30 protein-coding genes are annotated in these 21,102 nt (G+C 55.8%); all 30 read left to right on the forward strand.

What is annotated here, in order from left to right:
• Positions 1-22: 22 nt before the first annotated feature.
• Positions 23-3,646 (forward strand): DNA-directed RNA polymerase subunit beta', encoded by a 3,624-nt coding sequence (gene rpoC, locus GE073_RS03030; protein ID WP_153782747.1) that lies wholly within the window; start codon positions 23-25, stop codon positions 3,644-3,646.
• Between the two features lie 180 nt (positions 3,647-3,826).
• On the forward strand, positions 3,827-4,066 hold the full coding sequence (locus GE073_RS03035) for a ribosomal L7Ae/L30e/S12e/Gadd45 family protein (protein WP_373864116.1): 240 nt from the start codon (positions 3,827-3,829) through the stop codon (positions 4,064-4,066).
• Positions 4,067-4,226: 160 nt separating this feature from the next.
• Positions 4,227-4,646, forward strand: a complete 420-nt coding sequence (gene rpsL / locus GE073_RS03040; protein WP_028598193.1) for a 30S ribosomal protein S12 — start codon at positions 4,227-4,229, stop codon at positions 4,644-4,646.
• Between the two features lie 50 nt (positions 4,647-4,696).
• Positions 4,697-5,167, forward strand: coding sequence for a 30S ribosomal protein S7 (rpsG, locus tag GE073_RS03045; RefSeq protein WP_028598194.1), 471 nt, complete (start codon positions 4,697-4,699; stop codon positions 5,165-5,167).
• 38 nt (positions 5,168-5,205) lie between these two features.
• On the forward strand, positions 5,206-7,281 hold the full coding sequence (gene fusA, locus GE073_RS03050; protein ID WP_153782748.1) for an elongation factor G: 2,076 nt from the start codon (positions 5,206-5,208) through the stop codon (positions 7,279-7,281).
• Between the two features lie 103 nt (positions 7,282-7,384).
• Positions 7,385-8,575: an elongation factor Tu gene (tuf, locus tag GE073_RS03055; protein WP_028598196.1), complete on the forward strand. Its 1,191-nt coding sequence runs from the start codon at positions 7,385-7,387 to the stop codon at positions 8,573-8,575.
• Between the two features lie 358 nt (positions 8,576-8,933).
• Entirely contained in the window at positions 8,934-9,242 is a 309-nt protein-coding gene (gene rpsJ / locus GE073_RS03060) for a 30S ribosomal protein S10 (RefSeq protein WP_017692074.1), read from the forward strand.
• 46 nt (positions 9,243-9,288) lie between these two features.
• On the forward strand, positions 9,289-9,912 hold the full coding sequence (rplC, locus tag GE073_RS03065; protein ID WP_028598197.1) for a 50S ribosomal protein L3: 624 nt from the start codon (positions 9,289-9,291) through the stop codon (positions 9,910-9,912).
• A 29-nt stretch (positions 9,913-9,941) separates the two neighbouring features.
• On the forward strand, positions 9,942-10,565 hold the full coding sequence (gene rplD, locus GE073_RS03070; protein ID WP_028598198.1) for a 50S ribosomal protein L4: 624 nt from the start codon (positions 9,942-9,944) through the stop codon (positions 10,563-10,565).
• The gene (rplW, locus tag GE073_RS03075) at positions 10,565-10,855 is read left to right on the forward strand and encodes a 50S ribosomal protein L23 (RefSeq protein ID WP_028598199.1); all 291 of its coding nucleotides are present in this window, start codon (positions 10,565-10,567) and stop codon (positions 10,853-10,855) included. The genes rplD and rplW overlap by 1 nt, the downstream gene beginning before the upstream one ends.
• A gap of 26 nt (positions 10,856-10,881) precedes the next feature.
• Complete coding sequence (gene rplB / locus GE073_RS03080) at positions 10,882-11,712, forward strand: 50S ribosomal protein L2 (RefSeq protein WP_028598200.1); 831 nt, start codon at positions 10,882-10,884, stop codon at positions 11,710-11,712.
• Positions 11,713-11,785: 73 nt separating this feature from the next.
• The gene (gene rpsS, locus GE073_RS03085) at positions 11,786-12,064 is read left to right on the forward strand and encodes a 30S ribosomal protein S19 (protein ID WP_021878327.1); all 279 of its coding nucleotides are present in this window, start codon (positions 11,786-11,788) and stop codon (positions 12,062-12,064) included.
• Between the two features lie 46 nt (positions 12,065-12,110).
• On the forward strand, positions 12,111-12,446 hold the full coding sequence (rplV, locus tag GE073_RS03090; protein ID WP_028598201.1) for a 50S ribosomal protein L22: 336 nt from the start codon (positions 12,111-12,113) through the stop codon (positions 12,444-12,446).
• Between the two features lie 13 nt (positions 12,447-12,459).
• Entirely contained in the window at positions 12,460-13,125 is a 666-nt protein-coding gene (gene rpsC / locus GE073_RS03095; RefSeq protein ID WP_028598202.1) for a 30S ribosomal protein S3, read from the forward strand.
• Between the two features lie 2 nt (positions 13,126-13,127).
• Positions 13,128-13,562, forward strand: coding sequence for a 50S ribosomal protein L16 (gene rplP, locus GE073_RS03100; protein ID WP_028598203.1), 435 nt, complete (start codon positions 13,128-13,130; stop codon positions 13,560-13,562).
• Positions 13,552-13,752: a 50S ribosomal protein L29 gene (gene rpmC / locus GE073_RS03105; protein ID WP_028598204.1), complete on the forward strand. Its 201-nt coding sequence runs from the start codon at positions 13,552-13,554 to the stop codon at positions 13,750-13,752. Before rplP ends, rpmC begins: the two co-directional genes overlap by 11 nt.
• A 47-nt stretch (positions 13,753-13,799) precedes the next feature.
• Positions 13,800-14,063 (forward strand): 30S ribosomal protein S17, encoded by a 264-nt coding sequence (gene rpsQ / locus GE073_RS03110; protein ID WP_028598205.1) that lies wholly within the window; start codon positions 13,800-13,802, stop codon positions 14,061-14,063.
• Between the two features lie 38 nt (positions 14,064-14,101).
• The gene (gene rplN, locus GE073_RS03115; protein ID WP_028598206.1) at positions 14,102-14,470 is read left to right on the forward strand and encodes a 50S ribosomal protein L14; all 369 of its coding nucleotides are present in this window, start codon (positions 14,102-14,104) and stop codon (positions 14,468-14,470) included.
• 37 nt (positions 14,471-14,507) lie between these two features.
• Positions 14,508-14,861: a 50S ribosomal protein L24 gene (gene rplX / locus GE073_RS03120; protein ID WP_084136920.1), complete on the forward strand. Its 354-nt coding sequence runs from the start codon at positions 14,508-14,510 to the stop codon at positions 14,859-14,861.
• A gap of 31 nt (positions 14,862-14,892) precedes the next feature.
• Positions 14,893-15,435 (forward strand): 50S ribosomal protein L5, encoded by a 543-nt coding sequence (gene rplE / locus GE073_RS03125; RefSeq protein WP_028598208.1) that lies wholly within the window; start codon positions 14,893-14,895, stop codon positions 15,433-15,435.
• A gap of 27 nt (positions 15,436-15,462) precedes the next feature.
• Entirely contained in the window at positions 15,463-15,648 is a 186-nt protein-coding gene (locus GE073_RS03130; protein ID WP_084136923.1) for a type Z 30S ribosomal protein S14, read from the forward strand.
• Between the two features lie 32 nt (positions 15,649-15,680).
• The gene (rpsH, locus tag GE073_RS03135; protein ID WP_028598209.1) at positions 15,681-16,079 is read left to right on the forward strand and encodes a 30S ribosomal protein S8; all 399 of its coding nucleotides are present in this window, start codon (positions 15,681-15,683) and stop codon (positions 16,077-16,079) included.
• 30 nt (positions 16,080-16,109) lie between these two features.
• Complete coding sequence (rplF, locus tag GE073_RS03140; protein WP_028598210.1) at positions 16,110-16,652, forward strand: 50S ribosomal protein L6; 543 nt, start codon at positions 16,110-16,112, stop codon at positions 16,650-16,652.
• Positions 16,653-16,708: 56 nt separating this feature from the next.
• On the forward strand, positions 16,709-17,077 hold the full coding sequence (rplR, locus tag GE073_RS03145; RefSeq protein ID WP_028598211.1) for a 50S ribosomal protein L18: 369 nt from the start codon (positions 16,709-16,711) through the stop codon (positions 17,075-17,077).
• Positions 17,078-17,103: 26 nt separating this feature from the next.
• The gene (rpsE, locus tag GE073_RS03150) at positions 17,104-17,604 is read left to right on the forward strand and encodes a 30S ribosomal protein S5 (RefSeq protein ID WP_028598212.1); all 501 of its coding nucleotides are present in this window, start codon (positions 17,104-17,106) and stop codon (positions 17,602-17,604) included.
• 12 nt (positions 17,605-17,616) lie between these two features.
• Entirely contained in the window at positions 17,617-17,796 is a 180-nt protein-coding gene (gene rpmD / locus GE073_RS03155; protein WP_028598213.1) for a 50S ribosomal protein L30, read from the forward strand.
• 62 nt (positions 17,797-17,858) lie between these two features.
• A complete protein-coding gene (rplO, locus tag GE073_RS03160) occupies positions 17,859-18,299 on the forward strand; it encodes a 50S ribosomal protein L15 (protein ID WP_028598214.1) in 441 nt (146 codons plus the stop codon).
• Positions 18,300-19,601 carry a preprotein translocase subunit SecY gene (gene secY / locus GE073_RS03165; RefSeq protein WP_028598215.1) on the forward strand — a complete coding sequence of 434 codons (1,302 nt, stop codon included), beginning with the start codon at positions 18,300-18,302 and terminating at the stop codon, positions 19,599-19,601.
• Positions 19,602-19,693: 92 nt separating this feature from the next.
• Entirely contained in the window at positions 19,694-20,347 is a 654-nt protein-coding gene (locus GE073_RS03170; protein ID WP_028598216.1) for an adenylate kinase, read from the forward strand.
• Complete coding sequence (map, locus tag GE073_RS03175; protein WP_028598217.1) at positions 20,344-21,102, forward strand: type I methionyl aminopeptidase; 759 nt, start codon at positions 20,344-20,346, stop codon at positions 21,100-21,102. The genes GE073_RS03170 and map overlap by 4 nt, the downstream gene beginning before the upstream one ends.

Below are 21,102 nucleotides of genomic sequence, written 5' to 3' on the forward strand. Positions count from 1 at the left end.
TTGAATGAAGGAGGGTTGCTCCTTGTTGGACGTGAACAACTTCGAGTACATGAAGATCGGCCTTGCATCGCCGGAAAAGATTCGCTCTTGGTCCCGCGGAGAAGTCAAGAAGCCCGAGACCATTAACTATAGGACGCTCAAGCCGGAGAAAGAAGGTCTCTTCTGCGAGAAGATCTTCGGACCGACCAAGGACTGGGAGTGCCATTGCGGCAAGTACAAGCGCGTGCGCTACAAAGGCGTCGTCTGCGACCGATGCGGCGTAGAAGTCACTCGCGCCAAAGTCCGCCGCGAGCGGATGGGCCATATCGAGCTCGCCGCTCCGGTCTCCCATATCTGGTACTTCAAAGGCATCCCGAGCCGGATGGGGCTGGCGCTCGACATGTCGCCCCGCTCGCTCGAGGAAATCATCTACTTCGCCAGCTACGTCGTCACCGATCCGGGCGAGACGCCGCTGGAGAAGAAGCAGCTGCTCTCCGAAAAGGAATACCGCAGCTACCGCGAGAAGTACGGCTACGGCTTCCATGCCGGCATGGGCGCCGAGGCGGTCAAGAAGCTGCTCCAGGACATCGACGTGGAGCGCGAGCTCGACCAGCTGAAGGAAGAGCTGCGCACGGCCCAAGGCCAGCGCCGCAACCGCGCCATCAAGCGTCTTGAGGTCATCGAGGCGTTCCGCCATTCCGGCAACAAGCCGGATTGGATGATCCTCGACGTGCTCCCGGTCATTCCGCCGGAGCTCCGTCCGATGGTCCAGCTCGACGGCGGCCGCTTCGCGACCTCCGACCTCAACGACCTGTATCGCCGGGTCATCAACCGCAACAACCGTCTGAAGCGCCTGCTCGACCTTGGCGCGCCGGACATTATCGTACAGAACGAGAAGCGGATGCTGCAGGAAGCCGTCGATGCCCTCATCGACAACGGCCGCCGCGGCCGTCCGGTCACCGGACCGGGCAACCGTCCGCTGAAGTCCCTCAGCCACATGCTGAAGGGCAAGCAAGGCCGCTTCCGGCAAAACCTGCTCGGCAAGCGCGTCGACTACTCCGGCCGTTCGGTTATCGTCGTCGGCCCGAACCTGAAGATGTACCAGTGCGGCCTTCCGAAGGAGATGGCGCTGGAGCTGTTCAAGCCTTTCGTCATGAAAGAGCTCGTGAACAAAGGTCTCGCGCATAACATCAAGAGCGCGAAGCGCAAAGTCGAGCGCGTCAGCGCCGAGGTGTGGGATGTGCTTGAGGAAGTCATCAAGGAGCATCCGGTCCTGCTGAACCGCGCTCCTACGCTTCACCGTCTGGGCATCCAGGCGTTCGAGCCGATCCTCGTCGAAGGCAAGGCGATCAAGCTGCATCCGCTCGTATGTACGGCCTACAACGCCGACTTCGACGGCGACCAGATGGCCGTCCACGTGCCGCTGTCCGCCGAGGCCCAAGCCGAAGCGCGCCTGCTCATGCTGGCTGCCGGCAACATCCTCAACCCGAAGGACGGCAAGCCGGTCGTCACGCCTTCGCAGGATATGGTCCTGGGCTCCTTCTATCTGACGATGGACAACAAGGAAGCTCTCGGCTCCGGCTCCGTGTTCGGCACGGTCAACGAAGCGATCTCCGCCTATCAGCGCGGCATCGTCTCGCTGCATGCGCGGATCTTCATTCCGGCGAAGGTGCTTCGCAAGGACGCCTTTACGGAAGAGCAGAACCGCTCGCTCATCTCGACGACGGTTGGCAAGGTCATCTTCAACGAGATCTTCCCGAGCTCGTTCCCGTACATCAACGAGGCGACCAAGACCAACTTGATGGACGGAACGCCGGATAAATACTTCGTCTACGAAAAAGGCGCGGATCTGAACACGTTCCTCGACAACGTGCCGCAGATGGGCGCCGTCGGCAAGGAATATCTCGGCCTGCTGATCGCCGAGTGCTTCCGCCTGTACCATACGACGCGCACGTCCATGATCCTCGACAAGATCAAGGAGCTCGGCTTCACCTACTCCACCCGCGCGGGCATCACGGTCGCCGTCTCCGACGTCATCGTGCCGCCGGAGAAGGTCGAGATTCTCAAGGAATCCGACGAGAAGGTCAAGATCGTCACGAATCAGTACCGCCGCGGCCTGATTACGAACGAAGAGCGCTACGACCGCGTCATCGAGATCTGGAGCAAGACCAAGGACCAGATTACGGACATCCTCATGAAATCGATGGACCGCTACAATTCCATCATGCTCATGGTCGATTCCAAGGCACGGGGCAACAAGTCGCAGATCACCCAGCTGGGCGGCATGCGCGGCCTGATGGCGAACCCGTCCGGCCGAATCATCGAGCTTCCGATCAAGTCCAACTTCCGCGAAGGCCTGACCGTCCTCGAGTACTACATCTCGACGCACGGCGCGCGTAAAGGTCTTGCCGATACGGCGCTTCGTACCGCCGACTCCGGCTACCTGACCCGCCGGCTCGTCGACGTCGCGCAGGACGTCATCGTCCGCGAGGACGATTGCGGCTCGGACAAAGGCATCACCGTCTCCAAGATCCAGGACGGCAAGGAAGTTATCGAGGACCTGTTCGACCGCATCGAGGGACGCTACTCGTTCGAGACCGTCCGCCATCCGGAGACGGGCGAAGTCATCGTCGCTCGCAACGACCTGATCGATGCTACGAAAGCCGATGCGATCGTGAACGCCGGCATCGAGAAGCTGCAGATCCGCTCCGTGCTGAGCTGCCGCGCCCGCCACGGCGTCTGCAAGATCTGCTACGGCCGCAACCTGGCGACCGGCAAGCATGTCGAGATCGGCGAAGCCGTCGGCATCATCGCGGCGCAATCGATCGGCGAGCCGGGAACCCAGCTCACGATGCGTACATTCCATACCGGCGGCGTTGCCGGCGACGACATTACGCAAGGTTTGCCGCGTATCCAGGAGCTGTTCGAGGCGCGCAACCCGAAAGGCCAGGCCATCATCAGCGAGCTCGACGGCGTCGTCAAAAGCATCCGCGAGACGAAGGACCGCCGCGAGATCGAAGTCCAAGGCGAAGCCGAGTCGAAAGTGTATCCGGTCAGCTACGGCTCGCGGATCCGCGTGATCGAGGGCCAGCATCTGGAAGCCGGCGACGAGCTTACGGACGGTTCCATCGATCCGAAGGAAATGCTGCGCATCAAAGGCATCCGCGGAGTGCAGAATTACATTCTGCAGGAAGTCCAGCGCGTCTATCGGAACCAGGGCGTAGAAATCAACGACAAGCACGTCGAGGTCATGATCAAGCAGATGCTCCGCAAGATCCGCATCGTCGATGCGGGCGACACGAAGCTGCTGCCGGGTGCATTCGTCGATGTGCATGAATACGAGGCAGCCAACCGCGAGGTGCTTCTGTCCGGCCGCGAGCCGGCGGTCGCCAAGCCGGTGCTGCTCGGCATCACCAAAGCCTCCCTGGAGACGGACTCCTTCCTCTCCGCAGCTTCCTTCCAGGAGACGACCCGCGTCCTTACCGACGCCGCCATCAAAGGCAAGGTCGACCAGCTGCTTGGACTCAAGGAGAACGTCATCATCGGCAAGCTGATTCCGGCGGGTACGGGCATGAACCGTTACCGCAGCATCCGCTTCGTCGGCCAGGAGGACGAAATCGAGACGACCGGCGAGGAACTCGGCGAGTCGGTCGCGGTCGAGTCCTAAGCCCGAGGCGGCAAGCTTCTCGAGAGCGGCAGCTGACCATGCCATGCGGTCAGCTGCCGCTGCTGCGAGGCTTGACATGCGACGCGAAAGAATGGACAAGTCTTCTTGACATGGACATTCGACTAGTGGTAGTATATCGAAGTGTGCCTGTGACTGAACTCTTGTACATGGTTAGGGATGGTGAATCCTTTGGCTTACAAGATTGGCACGAAACAGACGACCAAGACGTTGGAATCGCGTCAAGCGATCGGCGTTTATGTGGCTCGGGATGCGGATCCTAAGCTCACTCGCGGCATTGTCGCGCAGAGCGAGAAGGACGGCGTGCCGGTCAGGTGGTTCGACAGCATGGCGGAACTCGGCAAGGAATGCGGGATCGACGTCGGCGCTGCGATGGCCGCAGTCGTACTGGATGAAAAGTAGGAACGATGTTTTTGCCGGCAGGAAGATCGAGATTTCGGACGACTGCGCAGGCAAAAACTTTTGTTTGTCCAAAGATGAACCGCCTGGACCTGTGGGCTTAAATAATGAGCAGAATGCAGTTCAGCGTTTCATGAATTATGGGAAGGGGGTGGCAACCGACATGCCAACTATCAACCAACTGGTCCGCAAAGGCCGTCAAGCTAAAGTGGTCAAGTCCAAATCGCCAGCACTGCAACGGGGTTTCAACGCCCTGAAACGTGAGGCTACGGAAATCAGCGCTCCTCAAAAACGTGGTGTCTGCACCCGTGTAGGTACGATGACTCCGAAAAAACCGAACTCCGCGCTTCGTAAGTATGCCCGTGTTCGTCTGACGAACAAAGTAGAGGTAACGGCTTACATTCCGGGTATCGGTCACAACCTCCAGGAGCACAGCGTCGTGCTGATCCGCGGCGGACGTGTAAAAGACCTTCCAGGCGTACGCTATCACATCGTTCGCGGCGCGCTCGACACGGCAGGCGTGAACAACCGTAAGCAAGCTCGCTCCAAGTACGGCGCGAAGCGTCCGAAAGTGAAGAAATAAGATTCGATTCATTTATACCAATAAGTATGAGGGAAAGGGGGACTTGCTACATGCCACGCAAAGGTCCTGTAACAAAACGCGACGTACTGCCGGATCCGATTTACAACAGCAAGCTCGTTACGCGTCTCATTAACCGCATCATGATCGACGGCAAGCGCGGTGTTGCTGCAACACTGCTGTACGATGCCTTCAAACTGATTCAAGAACGTTCCGGCAAAGATCCGATGGAAGTGTTCGAAGCAGCCCTGAAGAACATCATGCCTGTACTGGAAGTTAAAGCTCGCCGCGTAGGCGGCTCGAACTACCAAGTGCCGATCGAAGTGAAGCCTGAGCGCCGTACCGCTCTCGGTCTCCGCTGGCTCGTGAACTACTCCCGCAATCGCGGCGAGAGAACGATGGAAGAGCGTCTGGCGGCTGAAATCCTCGACGCTTCCAACAACACGGGCGCTGCGGTTAAGAAGCGCGAAGATACGCACAAAATGGCAGAGGCGAACAAGGCGTTCGCTCACTACCGCTGGTAGAATCCTAAAGCAGTACCAATTTGAAAGGAGACATTCCAATGGCAAGAGAGTTCTCCTTGGCAAATACGCGTAACATCGGGATCATGGCGCATATCGATGCGGGCAAGACCACGACCACGGAACGGATCCTGTTCTACACAGGCCGTACCCACAAAATCGGCGAAGTGCATGAAGGCGCGGCGACGATGGACTGGATGGAGCAGGAACAAGAGCGCGGCATCACGATTACGTCTGCCGCGACGACTGCTCAGTGGAAGGGCAACCGCATCAATATCATCGACACCCCGGGACACGTTGACTTCACGGTTGAAGTCGAGCGTTCCCTGCGCGTATTGGACGGGGCGGTTGGTGTATTCAGTGCGAAAGAAGGCGTAGAACCTCAGTCCGAAACCGTATGGCGTCAGGCTGACCGTTACAACGTTCCTCGGATTGCTTACATCAACAAAATGGACATCATCGGCGCGGACTTCCTGAATGTCATCAAAGACATGCGGGAACGCCTGCAAGCCAATGCTGTTGCGATCCAACTGCCGATCGGCGCCGAGAACGATTTCGTCGGCGTGGTCGACCTGGTGGAACGCGTCGCCTACAAATACAAAGACGACCTCGGCAAAGATCCGGAGCAAGTCGAGATCCCAGCCGATCTGGTCGATCAAGCAGAAGTACTCCGTGCGGAATTGGTTGAGAGAGTGGCCGAGCTGGACGAAGAACTCATGATGAAGTATCTGGAAGGCGAAGAAATTTCCGTTCCAGAACTTAAAGCAGCGCTCCGCAAGGGCGTTGTCGAAGTGAAGATCTTCCCTGTCATCGCTGGCTCCTCTTACCGTAACAAAGGCGTGCAAATGATGCTGGATGCCGTAGTCGACTACCTGCCGGCTCCGATCGACGTTCCAGCGATCAAGGGCACTCTTGAAGACGGAACCGAGACGACTCGCGAGTCTTCCGACGAAGCGCCGTTCGCGGCTCTCGCATTCAAGATCATGACGGATCCGTTCGTCGGAAAACTGACCTTCTTCCGCGTTTACTCCGGCGTATTGAACTCCGGTTCCTACGTTGTCAACGCCACGAAGGACAAGCGCGAGCGGGTCGGCCGTATTCTTCAAATGCATGCGAACAGCCGTCAGGAGATCAGCTCGGTCTACGCCGGCGACATCGCCGCAGCCGTAGGCCTTAAAGATACGACGACGGGCGACACGCTTTGCGACGAGAAGAATCCGGTCATCCTTGAATCCATGAACTTCCCTGAGCCTGTCATCCAGCTCGCGGTCGAGCCGAAAACAAAGGCTGACCAAGACAAGATGGGCATCGCTCTGCAGAAGCTCTCGGAAGAGGATCCGACGTTCCGCGCTCATACGGACGAAGAAACGGGTCAAACGATCATCGCGGGCATGGGTGAGCTTCACCTGGAGATCCTCGTTGACCGCATGCTCCGTGAATTCAAAGTAGAGACGAATGTCGGCAAGCCACAAGTCGCTTACCGTGAGACCTTCCGTCAAGCGGCTAAAGTCGAAGGCAAATTCGTTCGTCAATCCGGCGGCCGCGGTCAATTCGGACACGTATGGATCGAATTCGAGCCGCTCGAGCCAGGCAGCGGTTTTGTCTTCGAGAACAAAGTCGTCGGCGGCGTCGTTCCTCGCGAATTCATCGGCCCGACTCAAGCGGGTATCGAAGAGTCCATGAAAAACGGTGTCCTCGCCGGCTTCCCGCTCGTCGACATCAAAGCTACGATCTTCGACGGTTCGTACCATGACGTCGACTCCTCGGAGATGGCGTTCAAGATCGCAGGCTCCATGGCCCTCAAAGCCGCGAAAGACAAATGTAAGCCTGTCATTCTCGAGCCGATCATGAAGGTCGAAGTCACGATTCCGGAAGAGTACATGGGCGACGTCATGGGCATGCTGAACTCCCGTCGCGGACGCATTGAAGGCATGGATTCGCGCGGTGGCGCGCAAATCGTACGTGCCAAGGTGCCTCTTGCCGAGATGTTCGGTTACTCCACGACTCTGCGTTCCGGTACTCAAGGACGCGGCGTGTTCTCCATGGAGCTGTCGCACTACGAAGAAGTTCCAAAATCGATCCAGGAAGAGATTGTCTCCAAGAGCAAATCGGAGTAATCTCAAGATAGGTTCGCTGTGACAGGCCGTGCCTGCCGCTCGAGCGGTGAACGGTCTGTCACCTAACATAAACTTTCCTGACCTTGAAGGAGGATTAAGTTCAATGGCAAAGGCTAAATTTGAACGTACTAAACCCCACGTTAACATTGGCACCATCGGTCACGTCGACCACGGCAAAACGACGCTGACGGCTGCCATCACGACGGTTCTTTCCAAAAAATACGGCGGCGCGGCAATCGCGTTCGACCAAATCGACAAAGCTCCAGAAGAGCGCGAGCGCGGCATCACGATCTCGACGGCACACGTCGAGTACGAGACGCCTAACCGCCACTACGCTCACGTTGACTGCCCAGGCCACGCCGACTATGTTAAAAACATGATCACCGGCGCAGCTCAAATGGACGGCGCGATCCTGGTTGTATCCGCAGCTGACGGCCCTATGCCGCAAACGCGCGAGCACATCCTGCTCTCCCGCCAAGTCGGCGTTCCTTACATCGTCGTATTCCTGAACAAATGCGACATGGTTGAAGACGAAGAGCTCCTCGAGCTGGTTGAGATGGAAGTTCGCGACCTCCTCAACGAGTACGAGTTCCCAGGCGACGACACGCCGATCATCCGCGGCGCTGCTCGTGAAGCCCTGCAAAACCCAGACGGTCCATGGGCTGATAAAATCATCGAGCTCTTCGAGCAAGTTGATACGTACATCCCGACTCCTGAGCGCGACACGGCGAAGCCTTTCCTGATGCCAGTCGAGGACGTGTTCACGATCACGGGCCGCGGTACGGTTGCAACCGGCCGTATCGACCGCGGTACGGTCAAAGTCTCCGACGAGGTCGAAATCATCGGTCTTGCTGAAGAATCCCGCAAATCCGTCGTTACGGGCGTTGAAATGTTCCGTAAGCTGATGGACTCCGCTCAAGCTGGCGACAACATCGGCGCCCTGCTTCGCGGCGTTGACCGTAAAGACATCGAGCGCGGACAAGTTCTGGCCAAGCCAGGCTCCGTTAAGCCGCACACGAACTTTACGGCTCAAATCTACGTCCTGACCAAAGAAGAGGGCGGACGCCACAAGCCTTTCTTCACGGGCTACCGTCCACAGTTCTACTTCCGCACGACGGACGTAACGGGCATCATCAACCTGCCGGAAGGTACGGAAATGGTTATGCCTGGCGACAACATCACCGTTACGGTTGAGCTGATCGCTCCAATCGCAATCGAAGAAGGCACGCGCTTCTCGATCCGCGAAGGCGGCCGTACGGTAGGCGCTGGCGCCGTAGCAACAATCCAAAAATAAGCTTTCTGCAGCGTCAGCTGCAGCTTGCAAAATCCCCTGCCTCTCAGGCAGGGGATTTTTGTTTGAACGATTGGATTCGATTCACTCCATTATTATAGAAGAAACACAATCCGATCGAAGGAATCGAGGATGGAGCGAAAACGGCTTCCGGCATGGGAAAGGCAATGCAGCGCGGCAAGCTGGCATTTCCATGTTGCAATCGCCCATCCAACGTGATAAAATATTGTCTGTTGGTCTGTGACGTTGCGATGATGCGGGAGGTTGCTGACACACCCGGCTCCTTTGCCATGGAGCGTGTGGGAGGAGTTCTCGCGGAGTATGTCCGATACTAAATTGGGCGATAGAAGGAGGGACTTATATGGCAAAGCAAAAGATTCGTATTCGCTTGAAAGCATACGATCACCGCATTCTTGACCAGTCTGCAGAGAAAATCGTGGAAACCGCAAAACGTTCCGGAGCAGGTGTTTCTGGACCGATTCCGCTTCCGACGGAAAAGCAAATCATCACCATTCTCCGTGCAGTACACAAGTACAAGGATTCGCGCGAGCAATTCGAGCAGCGTACGCACAAGCGTCTGATCGATATTGTGAACCCGACTCCGCAAACGGTTGATGCGCTGATGCGTCTGGACCTGCCGTCCGGTGTCGATATCGAAATCAAACTGTAAGTTATCCACAAGCGAAAGCTAAGTGAGAACGAAAAGAGGTGTCAACATGAAGGGTATCTTAGGCAAAAAGATCGGTATGACGCAAGTGTTCACAGCTGAAGGTAACGTCGTGCCAGTCACGGTTATCGAAGCCGGTCCATGCGTCATCCTGCAGAAGAAAGACCAAGAGAACGACGGCTACGAGGCGGTTCAACTCGGCTTCTCCGACAAAAAGGAGAAAAACGCGACGAAACCTGCTATCGGCCATGCGAAAAAAGCCAACACGGCTCCTAAGCGCTACATTCGTGAAATTCGCGGCATTAACCTGGGCGAATATGAAGTTGGCCAAGAAATTAAAGCCGACGTATTCACGGAAGGCGAATTCGTTGACGTAACTGGCGTATCCAAGGGCAAAGGATTCCAAGGCGTAATCAAGCGCTGGGGACAAAGCCGCGGCCCAATGGCGCACGGTTCCCGCTACCACCGCGGACCTGGTTCGATGGGCTCGATCCAAGCGAACCGCGTTCCAAAAGGCAAACGCCTGCCAGGCCATATGGGCCACGAGACGATTACGATTCAAAAGCTTGAAGTCGTACGCGTCGATGCAGAGCGCAATGTCCTGCTGGTTAAAGGCTCTATTCCGGGTCCTAGAAACAGCTTCGTAAAAATCAAACAAACGGTGAAGAAATAAGCACCGCCTGAAGAAAGGAGGAACAAGCTATGCCTAAAGTAGCTATCTTCAACGTGAGCGGCTCCCAAGTCGGCGACATCGAGCTTTCCGAGCATGTCTTCGGCATCGAGCCTAACTCGCATGTCCTGCATAGCGCCGTTCTGCTTCAGCAAGCAGCCGAGCGCGCTGGCACGCACAAGACGAAAGGACGCTCCGAAGTACGCGGCGGCGGACGCAAGCCTTGGAAACAAAAAGGCACCGGCCGCGCTCGTCAGGGCTCGATCCGCTCCCCGCAATGGGTTGGCGGCGGCACTGTCTTCGGACCGACTCCGCGCAGCTACAGCTTCAAGCTGCCTAAGAAAGTTCGCCGTCTGGCGATTCGTTCGGCACTGTCTTCCAAAGTCATCGCAAGCGAGCTGATCGTTCTCGATCAACTGAGCTTCGAAGCTCCGAAGACGAAAGAGTTCAAAGCCGTGCTGAACAACCTCAAAGTCGGCCGCAAAGCGCTTGTCGTTACGGCTGAATTCGAGAACAACGTGGCTCTGTCCGCCCGCAATATTCCTGGAGTGAAGTTCGTCGCAGCTGATGGCATCAATGTTCTGGATGTGCTGTCGCACGACCAACTCATCATCACCAAGGATGCGGTCGAGAAAGTACAGGAGGTGCTTGCGTAATGAAGGATCCACGCGATATTATCAAGCGCCCGGTGATCACGGAACAAACGACTGAGCTCATGGGAGCAAAACGCTATGTGTTCGAAGTCGACATCCGTGCGAACAAAACCGAGATCAAATCTGCTGTCGAGCAGATCTTCAATGTAAAGGTCAGCAGCGTAAACACGCTTCGCGTGCCGGCTAAGCCGAAGCGCTACGGCCGTCATTCCGGTTACACGTCCGAGTGGAAGAAAGCCTTCGTTCAACTGAGCGAAGACAGCAAAGAGCTGGAATTCTTCGAGTCGGTCTAATCTGACGAGACAAGGAGGGAAACAAAGTGCCAATCAAGAAGTACAAACCGACTTCCCCGGCCCGTCGCGGCATGTCGGTCTCGACATTTGAAGAGATCACAACGAACGTACCGGAGAAATCGCTCCTGGCGCCGCTTTTCAAAAAAGCCGGCCGCAACAACCAGGGCAAAATCACGGTTCGCCACCACGGCGGCGGACATAAGCGCAAGTACCGCATCATCGACTTCAAGCGCAACAAGGATGGCATCGTAGGACGCGTAGCGACGATCGAGTATGATCCGAACCGCACCTCGAACATCGCGCTGATCCACTACGTCGATGGCGAGAAGCGCTACATCATCGCTCCTAAAGGCCTGAAAGTCGGCGACCAGATCGTTTCCGGTCCATCCGCCGACATCAAAGTGGGCAATGCGCTTCCACTGGAAAACATTCCGGTCGGTACGCTGATCCACAACATCGAAATGAAGCCTGGCAAAGGCGGACAACTCGTTCGCGCTGCCGGTACGGAAGCTCAGCTCCTCGGTAAAGAGGATGCATACGCGGTTATCCGTCTGACTTCCGGCGAGGTTCGCCGCATTCTGAAAACTTGCCGCGCTACGATCGGATCTGTTGGCAACGAGGATCACGAGCTCGTGAAAATCGGTAAAGCCGGCCGTTCCCGTTGGCTGGGCAAGCGTCCTGAAGTTCGCGGCGTCGTCATGAACCCGAACGATCACCCTCACGGTGGTGGTGAAGGCCGCGCTCCGATCGGACGCAAATCGCCTATGTCTCCTTGGGGCAAACCGACCCTCGGCGCCAAAACGCGGAAGAAGAAGAAAGCATCGAGCCAATATATTATTCGTCGCCGCACGAAATAATAATCGCTTGAGCGACTGCGCGTGACGTAAGTCTGCGTCACGCTAACGTCTCGAGGAAGGGAGGAACCACTTCATGGGTCGTAGTTTGAAAAAAGGTCCTTTCATCGATGGGTACCTGCTGAAAAAGGTTGAAGAACTCAACGCTGCGAACAAAAAGACGGTGATCAAAACTTGGTCCCGCCGTTCCACGATCTTCCCGCAATTCATCGGACACACGCTGGCTGTTTACGACGGCCGCAAGCACGTGCCGGTCTATGTGACGGAAGACATGGTCGGACATAAGTTCGGCGAATTCGCACCGACTCGTACCTACAAAGGTCACGACGACGACAAGAAAACGGGCAGACGCTAAGCCGCTGCCTTTCCATAATCAAGCTGTTTGAGAGGAGGTACCTGTCATGGCAGAAGCAAGAGCACATGCTAACCAAGTCCGCATCGCGCCACGCAAGGCTCAGCTCGTCGTTGATCTGATCCGCGGCAAGCAAGTCGGCGAAGCGATCGCGATCCTGCGCCACACTCCGCGCGCCGCGTCCCCGATCGTTGAGAAGCTGCTGAACTCGGCAATCGCCAACGCGGAGCACAACTACCAGCTGGACGTGAACAATTTGGTCGTATCCCAGGTATTCGTCAACCAAGGTCCGACGATGAAACGGTTCATGCCGCGCGCTATGGGACGTGCAAGCCGCATCAACAAGCGCACCAGCCACATTACGCTGGTCGTATCCGAAAAATAAGGAGGGATAACGAGTGGGTCAAAAGGTAAATCCGGTTGGTCTCCGGATCGGAGTCATCCGGGATTGGGAATCCAAATGGTACGCGGGTAAAGACTTCGGCACTCTTCTCATGGAAGATGTTCGAGTTCGCGAATTCCTTAAAGGAAAACTTAAAGACGCTGCTGTATCCCGCATCGAGATCGAGCGCGCGGCGAACCGCGTCAACGTCACGATCTACACGGCGAAGCCGGGTATGGTCATCGGCAAGGGCGGCTCCGAGGTGGAGAACCTCCGCAGCGAACTGACTCGCATCACGGGCGGCAAAAAAGTCCACATCAACATCTCCGAAATCAAGCAAGCGGATCTGGACGCAACGCTCGTTGCCGAAAGCATCGCTCAACAGCTGGAGCGCCGGACTTCGTTCCGCCGCGCCATGAAACAAGCTCTGCAACGTTCCATGCGCGCTGGCGCAAAAGGAATCAAGACTTCGGTCAGCGGCCGTCTCGGCGGCGCAGAGATCGCTCGTCAAGAAGGATACAGCGAAGGCACCGTTCCGCTTCATACGCTGCGCGCCGACATCGACTACGGCACGGCTGAAGCCCATACGACTTACGGCCGCATCGGCGTAAAAGTGTGGATCTACCGCGGTGAAATCCTTCCTTCTAAAAAGAAAGCAGCCGTCCAGGAAGGAGGCAACTAATCATGTTGGTACCTAAACGCGTCAAACACCGCAAAGAACAACGCGGACATATGAAAGGTCGCGCTAAAGGCGGCACGGAAGTTCACTTCGGTGAATTCGGCCTGCAAGCGCTCGAACCGGGTTGGGTCACCAACCGTCAGATCGAGTCCGCTCGTATCGCCATGACCCGTTACATCAAGCGTGGCGGTAAGGTCTGGATCAAGATCTTCCCTTCCAAGCCGATCACCCAAAAGCCTCTCGAGGTGCGGATGGGTAGCGGTAAAGGTAACGTTGAGAAATGGGTTTCCGTCGTGAAGCCTGGCAAAGTGATGTTCGAGCTTGCCGGCGTATCCGAGGAAATCGCTCGCGAAGCAATGCGCCTTGCGGCCCACAAGCTCCCGGTTAAAACGAAGTTTGTGAAACGCGAAGAAGTGGGTGGTGAAGCAAATGAAAGCTAGTGAATTCCGCAACCTGACCACTGATGAGCTCAACCAAAAGGTTGCCGGCTTTAAAGAAGAGCTGTTCAACCTCCGCTTCCAACTGGCTACGGGCCAGCTGGACAACCCGACGCGCATCAGCGCCGTTCGGAAAGAAATCGCACGTGCCAAAACGGTACTGCGCCAAAGAGAACTGGGAATCAGCAGCTAATTCAGCCGCGTGCTTATACACGCCCAGCCTGAGGAAGGAGGATGAACATGAGCGAACGCAACAACCGCAAAGTTCAGATTGGCAAAGTGGTCAGCGACAAAATGGATAAAACGATCGTGGTGGCTGTAGAAACCTACAAAAAACATGATCTGTACCATAAACGCATCAAGTACACGAAGAAATTCAAAGCCCATGACGAGAACAACACTGCGAAAATCGGTGACACGGTTAAAATCATGGAAACTCGCCCGCTGTCGAAAGACAAGCGTTGGAGACTGGTCCAAGTCGTAGAAGAAGCCGTAATCCTCTAATACGATTCGACCATCAAGTTTGAAAGGAGGACATTTCAATGATTCAACCTTTTACACGCCTTGCGGTTGCTGACAACTCCGGCGCGAAAGAACTGATGTGCATCCGCGTACTGGGTGGTACGGGACGTCGTGTAGGACACATCGGTGATCTGATCGTTTGCTCGGTCAAACAAGCAACACCCGGTGGCGTTGTCAAAAAAGGCGATGTAGTCAAAGCGGTTATCGTTCGCACGAAGCGCACGGTTCGCCGCAAGGACGGTTCCTACATCGCATTCGACGAGAATGCAGCTGTTGTCGTGAAGGAAGACAAATCCCCTCGCGGTACCCGTATCTTCGGGCCAGTTGCGCGCGAACTTCGTGAAAAAGACTTCATGAAGATCGTATCGCTTGCACCGGAAGTTATCTAATCTAGCTGCGTGATTCAAGGAGCAGGAGGTGTAACACATGCCAAAGGTTAAAAAAGTTCTGGAATCCCACAACAACAAGCTGCACGTGAAAAAGGACGATACCGTTATCGTCATCACGGGCAAAGATAAAGGCAAAAAAGGCCGCGTCATCGCAGCTTACCCTCGTGAGAACCGCGTTCTGGTCGAAGGTGTGAACATGGTGAAGAAGCATTCGCGTCCTTCCCAAGCGAACCCTCAGGGCGGCATCATCGAGCAAGAGGCTCCGATCCATGTATCCAACGTGATGCACGTGGATCCGAAGAGCGGAAACGTAACCCGCATCGGCTACAAAGTGCTGGACAACGGCAAGAAAGTCCGCGTTGCGAAGCGTTCCGGCGAGGTTATCGACTAATTATTCTTTACGGAAAGGAGGACCCTTTACCATGGCAGCAAGAATGAAAGAGCGTTTCCTGAACGATGTGACTCCTGCTCTGATGCAGAAGTTCAACTACTCGACTGTAATGCAGGTGCCGAAGATCGAGAAAGTCGTCATCAACATGGGCGTAGGCGAAGCAGTCGCCAACTCCAAAGTGCTTGATACGGCCGTCGAAGATCTCCGCCTCATCTCCGGTCAAAAGCCGGTCATCACGCGCGCGAAGAAGTCGATCGCAGGCTTCAAGCTTCGTGAGAACATGCCGATCGGGGTTAAAGTAACGCTGCGCGGCGACCGCATGTACTACTTCCTCGACAAGCTGTTCAACACCGCGCTTCCGCGCGTACGCGACTTCCGCGGCGTATCGACCAAGGCTTTCGACGGTCGCGGCAACTACACCCTCGGTCTTAAAGAGCAGCTGATCTTCCCGGAGGTCGAATACGACAAAGTCGATAAAGTCCGCGGCATGGACGTCGTTATCGTAACGACGGCGAAGTCGGACGAAGAATCCCGTGAGCTGCTGACCCAACTGGGAATGCCGTTCGCGAAGTAATCGCCAATCAGGAGGTGTAATACCAAAGTGGCTAAAACTTCGATGAAAATAAAGCAACAACGCACGCCGAAGTTCAAGGTTCGTGCCTACACGCGCTGCGAGCGCTGCGGACGTCCTCACTCGGTTCTGCAGAAGTTTAAAATTTGCCGGATTTGTTTCCGTGAATTAGCATACAAAGGCCAGATTCCTGGCGTGAAGAAGGCCAGCTGGTAATCCGTCTTAGTTAGGGAAGGAGGTACACAAGAATGGTTATGTCTGATCCGATCGCAGATATGCTTACCCGTATCCGCAATGCGAATCTTGTCCGTCATGAAACCGTTGAAATGCCCGCTTCGAAAATCAAGAAGCAAATCGCTGATATTCTGAAGCGTGAGGGCTTCATTCGTGACGCTGAATATATCGAGGACAGCAAGCAAGGGATGATCCGTATTTTCTTGAAATACGGCTCCAACAACGAGCGCGTCATCACGGGCCTCAAGCGCATCAGCAAGCCTGGCCTGCGCGTCTACACGAAATCGGGCGAAATCCCGCGCGTACTCGGCGGTCTCGGCATCGCGATTATCTCCACGTCCAAGGGAGTTATGACCGACAAGGAAGCTCGTCAAGGCAAAGCTGGCGGCGAAGTCGTCTGCTACGTCTGGTAATCTAAAGCTACAGCGATAGGAGGTGCAACAATGTCCCGTATTGGTCGAAAACCCATTACTGTCCCTAGCGGAGTGAACGTCTCCCTGGACGATACGGTGATCACGGTAAAAGGACCGAAAGGTTCCCTTAGCCGTCCGGTCCATAAAGATATGAAAGTTAACCTGGAAGAGGGCACGATCCTCGTGGAGCGTCCTTCCGACAACAAGCTGCACCGCTCCTTGCACGGAACGACCCGCAGCATCATCGCGAACATGGTCAGCGGTGTAACGGATGGCTTCTCCAAAAACCTCGAGCTCGTCGGCGTCGGCTACCGTGCTTCGAAGCAAGGCGAGAAAGTCGTCCTGAACGTCGGCTACTCCCACCCGGTTGAAATCGTGCCTGCACAAGGCATCGAGTTCGAAGTCGTGGGCAACAACAAGATCACGGTTCGCGGCATCGACAAAGAGCTTGTCGGCGCGACAGCGGCTAAGATCCGTGCCGTACGCGAGCCAGAGCCTTACAAAGGCAAAGGCATCAAGTACGAAGGCGAGCGCATCATCCGCAAGGAAGGCAAGGCCGGCAAGAAAAAGTAAGCATGATCGCATGCTGACGATAGCAGCACCACGAACGAAGAAGGGAGGATCCCTCAATGATCACCAAAGGCGACAAAAACAAAGCCCGTCTGAAACGCCATCTGCGTGTCCGCAAGAAAATCAACGGCACGGTAGAGCGTCCTCGTCTGTCGGTATACCGTTCCTCCAAGCACATCTATGCTCAACTGATCGACGATGTGGCTGGCGTAACGATCGCATCGGCTTCCACGCTGGACAAAGAGCTTGCTGAGAAAGTGAGCAACGGCGGCAACGTGGAATCCGCAAAGCTGGTTGGAGAACTGATCGCGAAACGTGCCAAGGAAAAAGGCCACGAAGCGGTTGTCTTCGATCGCGGCGGCTACCTGTACCATGGACGGATTCAAGCACTGGCTGACGCAGCTCGCGAAGCTGGTCTCCAATTCTAATTTTCTGACAAGGGAGGTATATCGACTTGCGTATTGATGCAAATGCGCTGGGTGAACTGCAAGAGAAAGTGGTTCACATCAACCGCGTAGCGAAAGTAGTCAAAGGCGGACGCCGCTTCAGCTTCAGCGCTCTGGTCGTTGTCGGCGACGGCAAAGGCCATGTAGGCGCCGGCATCGGCAAAGCTCAAGAGGTTCCAGACGCGATCCGCAAAGGGATTGAAGATGCGAAGAAAAACATGATCTCGATCCCGCTCGTGAACACGACGATCCCGCACCAAGTGCTCGGTCACTTCGGCGCTGGTCAAGTTCTGCTCAAACCGGCTTCCCAAGGTACCGGCGTTATCGCTGGCGGCCCTGTGCGTGCCGTGCTCGAGCTGGCAGGAGTCGGCGACATCCTGACCAAATCCCTCGGTTCTTCCAATTCCATGAACATGGTCAACGCAACGCTCGAAGGGCTCTCCCGCCTGAAACGCGCTGAGGACGTTGCCAAGCTTCGCGGAAAAACGGTTGAAGAGCTGCTGGGTTAAGGAGGGAACACGATGGCTAAATTGCAAATCACCCTCGTCCGCAGTCTGATCGGCCGCAACGAGAAGCAACGCGCTACGGTCGCGTCGCTCGGTCTTCGCAAGATCCGCCAAACGGTTGTTCATAACGACAGCCCCGCGATTCGCGGTATGGTGACCCACGTGAGTCACCTGGTTAAAGTGGAAGAAGTATAAGAGACGATCAAGCATCGTCTATCCATAGATTTACAAAGAGCAACAAGGAGGTGCAACGAACGATGAAACTGCATGAACTCAAACCAGCTGAAGGTTCCCGCAAAGCTCCATACCGCAAAGGCCGCGGTATCGGCAGCGGCAACGGCAAAACCGCAGGCAAAGGCCACAAAGGTCAAAACGCACGTTCCGGCGGCGGCGTCCGTCCGGGCTTCGAAGGCGGTCAAAACCCGCTTTATCGTCGTCTGCCTAAGCGTGGTTTCAACAATCCTTTCCGCAAAGAGTACGCGATCGTCAACATCGAAGAGCTCAATGTATTTGAAGCTGGCTCCGAAGTTACTCCGGAAATTCTTGTCGCTAAAGGGATCGTAAAAAATCCTCAAGCCGGCATCAAGATCCTGGGCAACGGCGAAGTAACGGTTAAGCTGACGGTTAAAGCAAACAAGTTCTCTCAATCTGCGGTAGAGAAAATCCAGGCTGCCGGCGGTCAAACCGAGGTGATCTAATTGTTCAAGACGGTTTCAAACATTTGGAAAGTGGAGGACCTCCGGCGGAGAATCCTCTTTACCCTTTTCATTTTGCTTGTATACCGCATCGGTTCCTTCATTCCGGTGCCCAACATCGACAAGGACGTCTTCACCCAACTTGACAACTCAGGCTCAGATCTTTTTGGCTTGCTGAACACGTTCTCGGGCGGCGCGCTCTTCCAATTCTCGATCTTCGCGATCGGCATCATGCCGTACATTACGGCGTCGATCATTGTCCAGCTGCTTTCGATGGATGTCATTCCTAAGTTCGCAGAATGGGCAAAAGAAGGCGAGAACGGAAAGCGCAAGCTGGCGCAGATCACTCGCTACGGTACGATTGGGTTGGGTCTTGTCCAGGGTTTTGCAACAGCAGTTGGTTTCAACCGCATGTACAACTACCAGATGGTTCAAGACGCGAACTTCGCGGTATACGCGATGATCGCGATTGTCCTGACGGCAGGTACGGCATTCCTGATGTGGCTCGGAGAGCAGATTACGGAACGCGGCATCGGCAACGGCATCTCGGTGATTATCTTCGCGGGTATCATCGCTGGCCTGCCGGGCCATATCCGCAAAATCTACACGACGTACTTCGTCGATAAGACGGACCAGGTGTTCCTGGGCGTCCTCCAGGTGCTGGCCATTCTGGTTGGGATCATCCTCATGATTATCGGCGTCATCATCGTCCAGCAAGGGATTCGCAAAATCCCGGTGCAATACGCGAAGCGTGTTGTCGGACGCAAGATGTACGGCGGCCAATCGACGCACATTCCGCTCAAAGTGAATGGCGCGGGCGTTATCCCGGTTATCTTCGCGATCTCGCTGCTGATGTTCCCGTCCACAATTGCGCAGTTCTGGGCCAGCCACGACTGGGCTCAATGGATCATCACCCACCTCGCACCGGATAAGGCGCTTGGAATGGTGATCTATGTTATACTGATTATCGGCTTCACCTTCTTCTACACCTTCGTGCAGATCAATCCTGTACAGATGGCGGACCAGATGAAGAAGAATGGCGGCTACATCCCTGGCGTTCGTCCGGGCAAGCCTACCTCGAGCTACATTACCCGCGTCATGTCGAGAATCACGTTGTTCGGGGCGCTGTTCCTGGCCATCATCTCGATCCTGCCGGTGTTCTTCGGCTCGTTGTTCGGTCTTGACCGCACGATTCAGCTCGGCGGTACTTCGCTGCTGATCGTTGTCGGCGTCGCGCTCGACACGATGAAGCAGATCGAGAGCCAGCTGATCAAGCGTCACTACAAAGGGTTCATCAATAAATAACACGAGGCTTCGAACGGGCGGCTTGACGGCTCCACTTGGGGAGCTGCAGGTCAGCCCGCGCGTGCCTATAGTGCCAAAGCGAGGACGACAGGATGAACATTCTTTTCATGGGCCCTCCGGGAGCCGGCAAGGGTACCCAGGCCGAGAGAATCGTCGAACAGTTCAACGTTCCTCACATCTCCACCGGAGACGCATTCCGGCTGGCGATGAAGCAGGGCACGCCGCTTGGTCAGAAAGCGAAGGAATTCGTCGATCAAGGACTGCTTGTTCCGGATGAAATTACGAATGGCATCGTACGCGAGCGACTGCTGCTTGCCGACTGCGAGAAGGGCTTCCTGCTGGATGGCTTTCCGCGGACGCTTCAGCAAGCCGAAACGCTTGATGTCATGCTGGCCGAAATGGGCCGCAGCATCGATCATGTCGTCAATCTTCATGTCGATCGCGGACTTCTGCTCGCCCGGCTCACCGGACGCCGCATCTGCAAAACCTGCGGCGCTACCTATCATGTGATGTTCAATCCTCCGAAGGTGGAAGGCATCTGTGACAAGGATGGCGGAGAGCTGTACCAGCGCTCGGATGACACGGAAGAAAAGGTCGGCACCCGCTTGGACGAATACATCTCCAAGACGGCCCCGCTTCTGGAATACTACAGCGGCAAAGGTCTGCTGCGTGAAGTGAACGGAGAGCAGGAAATCGATCAAGTCACCGCCGACATCGCCGGTCGTCTGCGGGGTTCGAACGAATGATAATTTGCAAGTCTGAAGCCGAACTGCGATTCATGAGAGAAGCGGGACGCATCGTGGCCGAAACGCATCGCCTGATGGCGGACGCGGTACGGGCCGGGGTTACGACCCGTGAGTTGGATGACATCGCCGATCGTTACATTCGCAGTCAGGACGCAATTCCATCTTTTAAAGGCTACAATCAGTTTCCTGGCAGCATTTGCGCTTCTGTAAACGAAGAACTGGTGCACGGCATTCCGGGCAGCCGCAAGCTCAAGGACGGAGATATCATCACGCTGGATATCGGCGCCCAGTTTGAGGGCTACCACGGAGATTCGGCTTGGACCTATCCGGTAGGCGACGTCACGGAAGAAGTTCGACGTCTGCTGGAAGTGACCGAACGATCGCTGTACGCCGGGCTTGAGCTGGTCAAACCGGATGTTCGGCTGTATACGGTCTCGCACGCCATTCAAAAAGTGGTGGAGGATGCGGGCTTTTCCATTGTACGCGAGTATGTCGGGCACGGAATTGGAAAGGATCTTCATGAAGAGCCGCAAATTCCGAACTACGGCATTCCGGATCGCGGACCCCGGCTGAAGCCTGGAATGGTGCTGGCCATCGAGCCGATGGTGAACATCGGGGAGCGCTACGTCCAGACCCTGTCGGACAATTGGACGGTTGTAACGGTTGACGGCTCCTGGTGCGCTCATTACGAGCACACGGTAGCGGTCACGGAGAACGGTTGCGAGATTTTGACGAAGCTGCCGGAGGCGAAGTAG

Source organism: Paenibacillus sp. B01, assembly GCF_009649995.1.
Classification (GTDB): Bacteria; Bacillota; Bacilli; order Paenibacillales; family Paenibacillaceae; genus Paenibacillus_O; species Paenibacillus_O pasadenensis.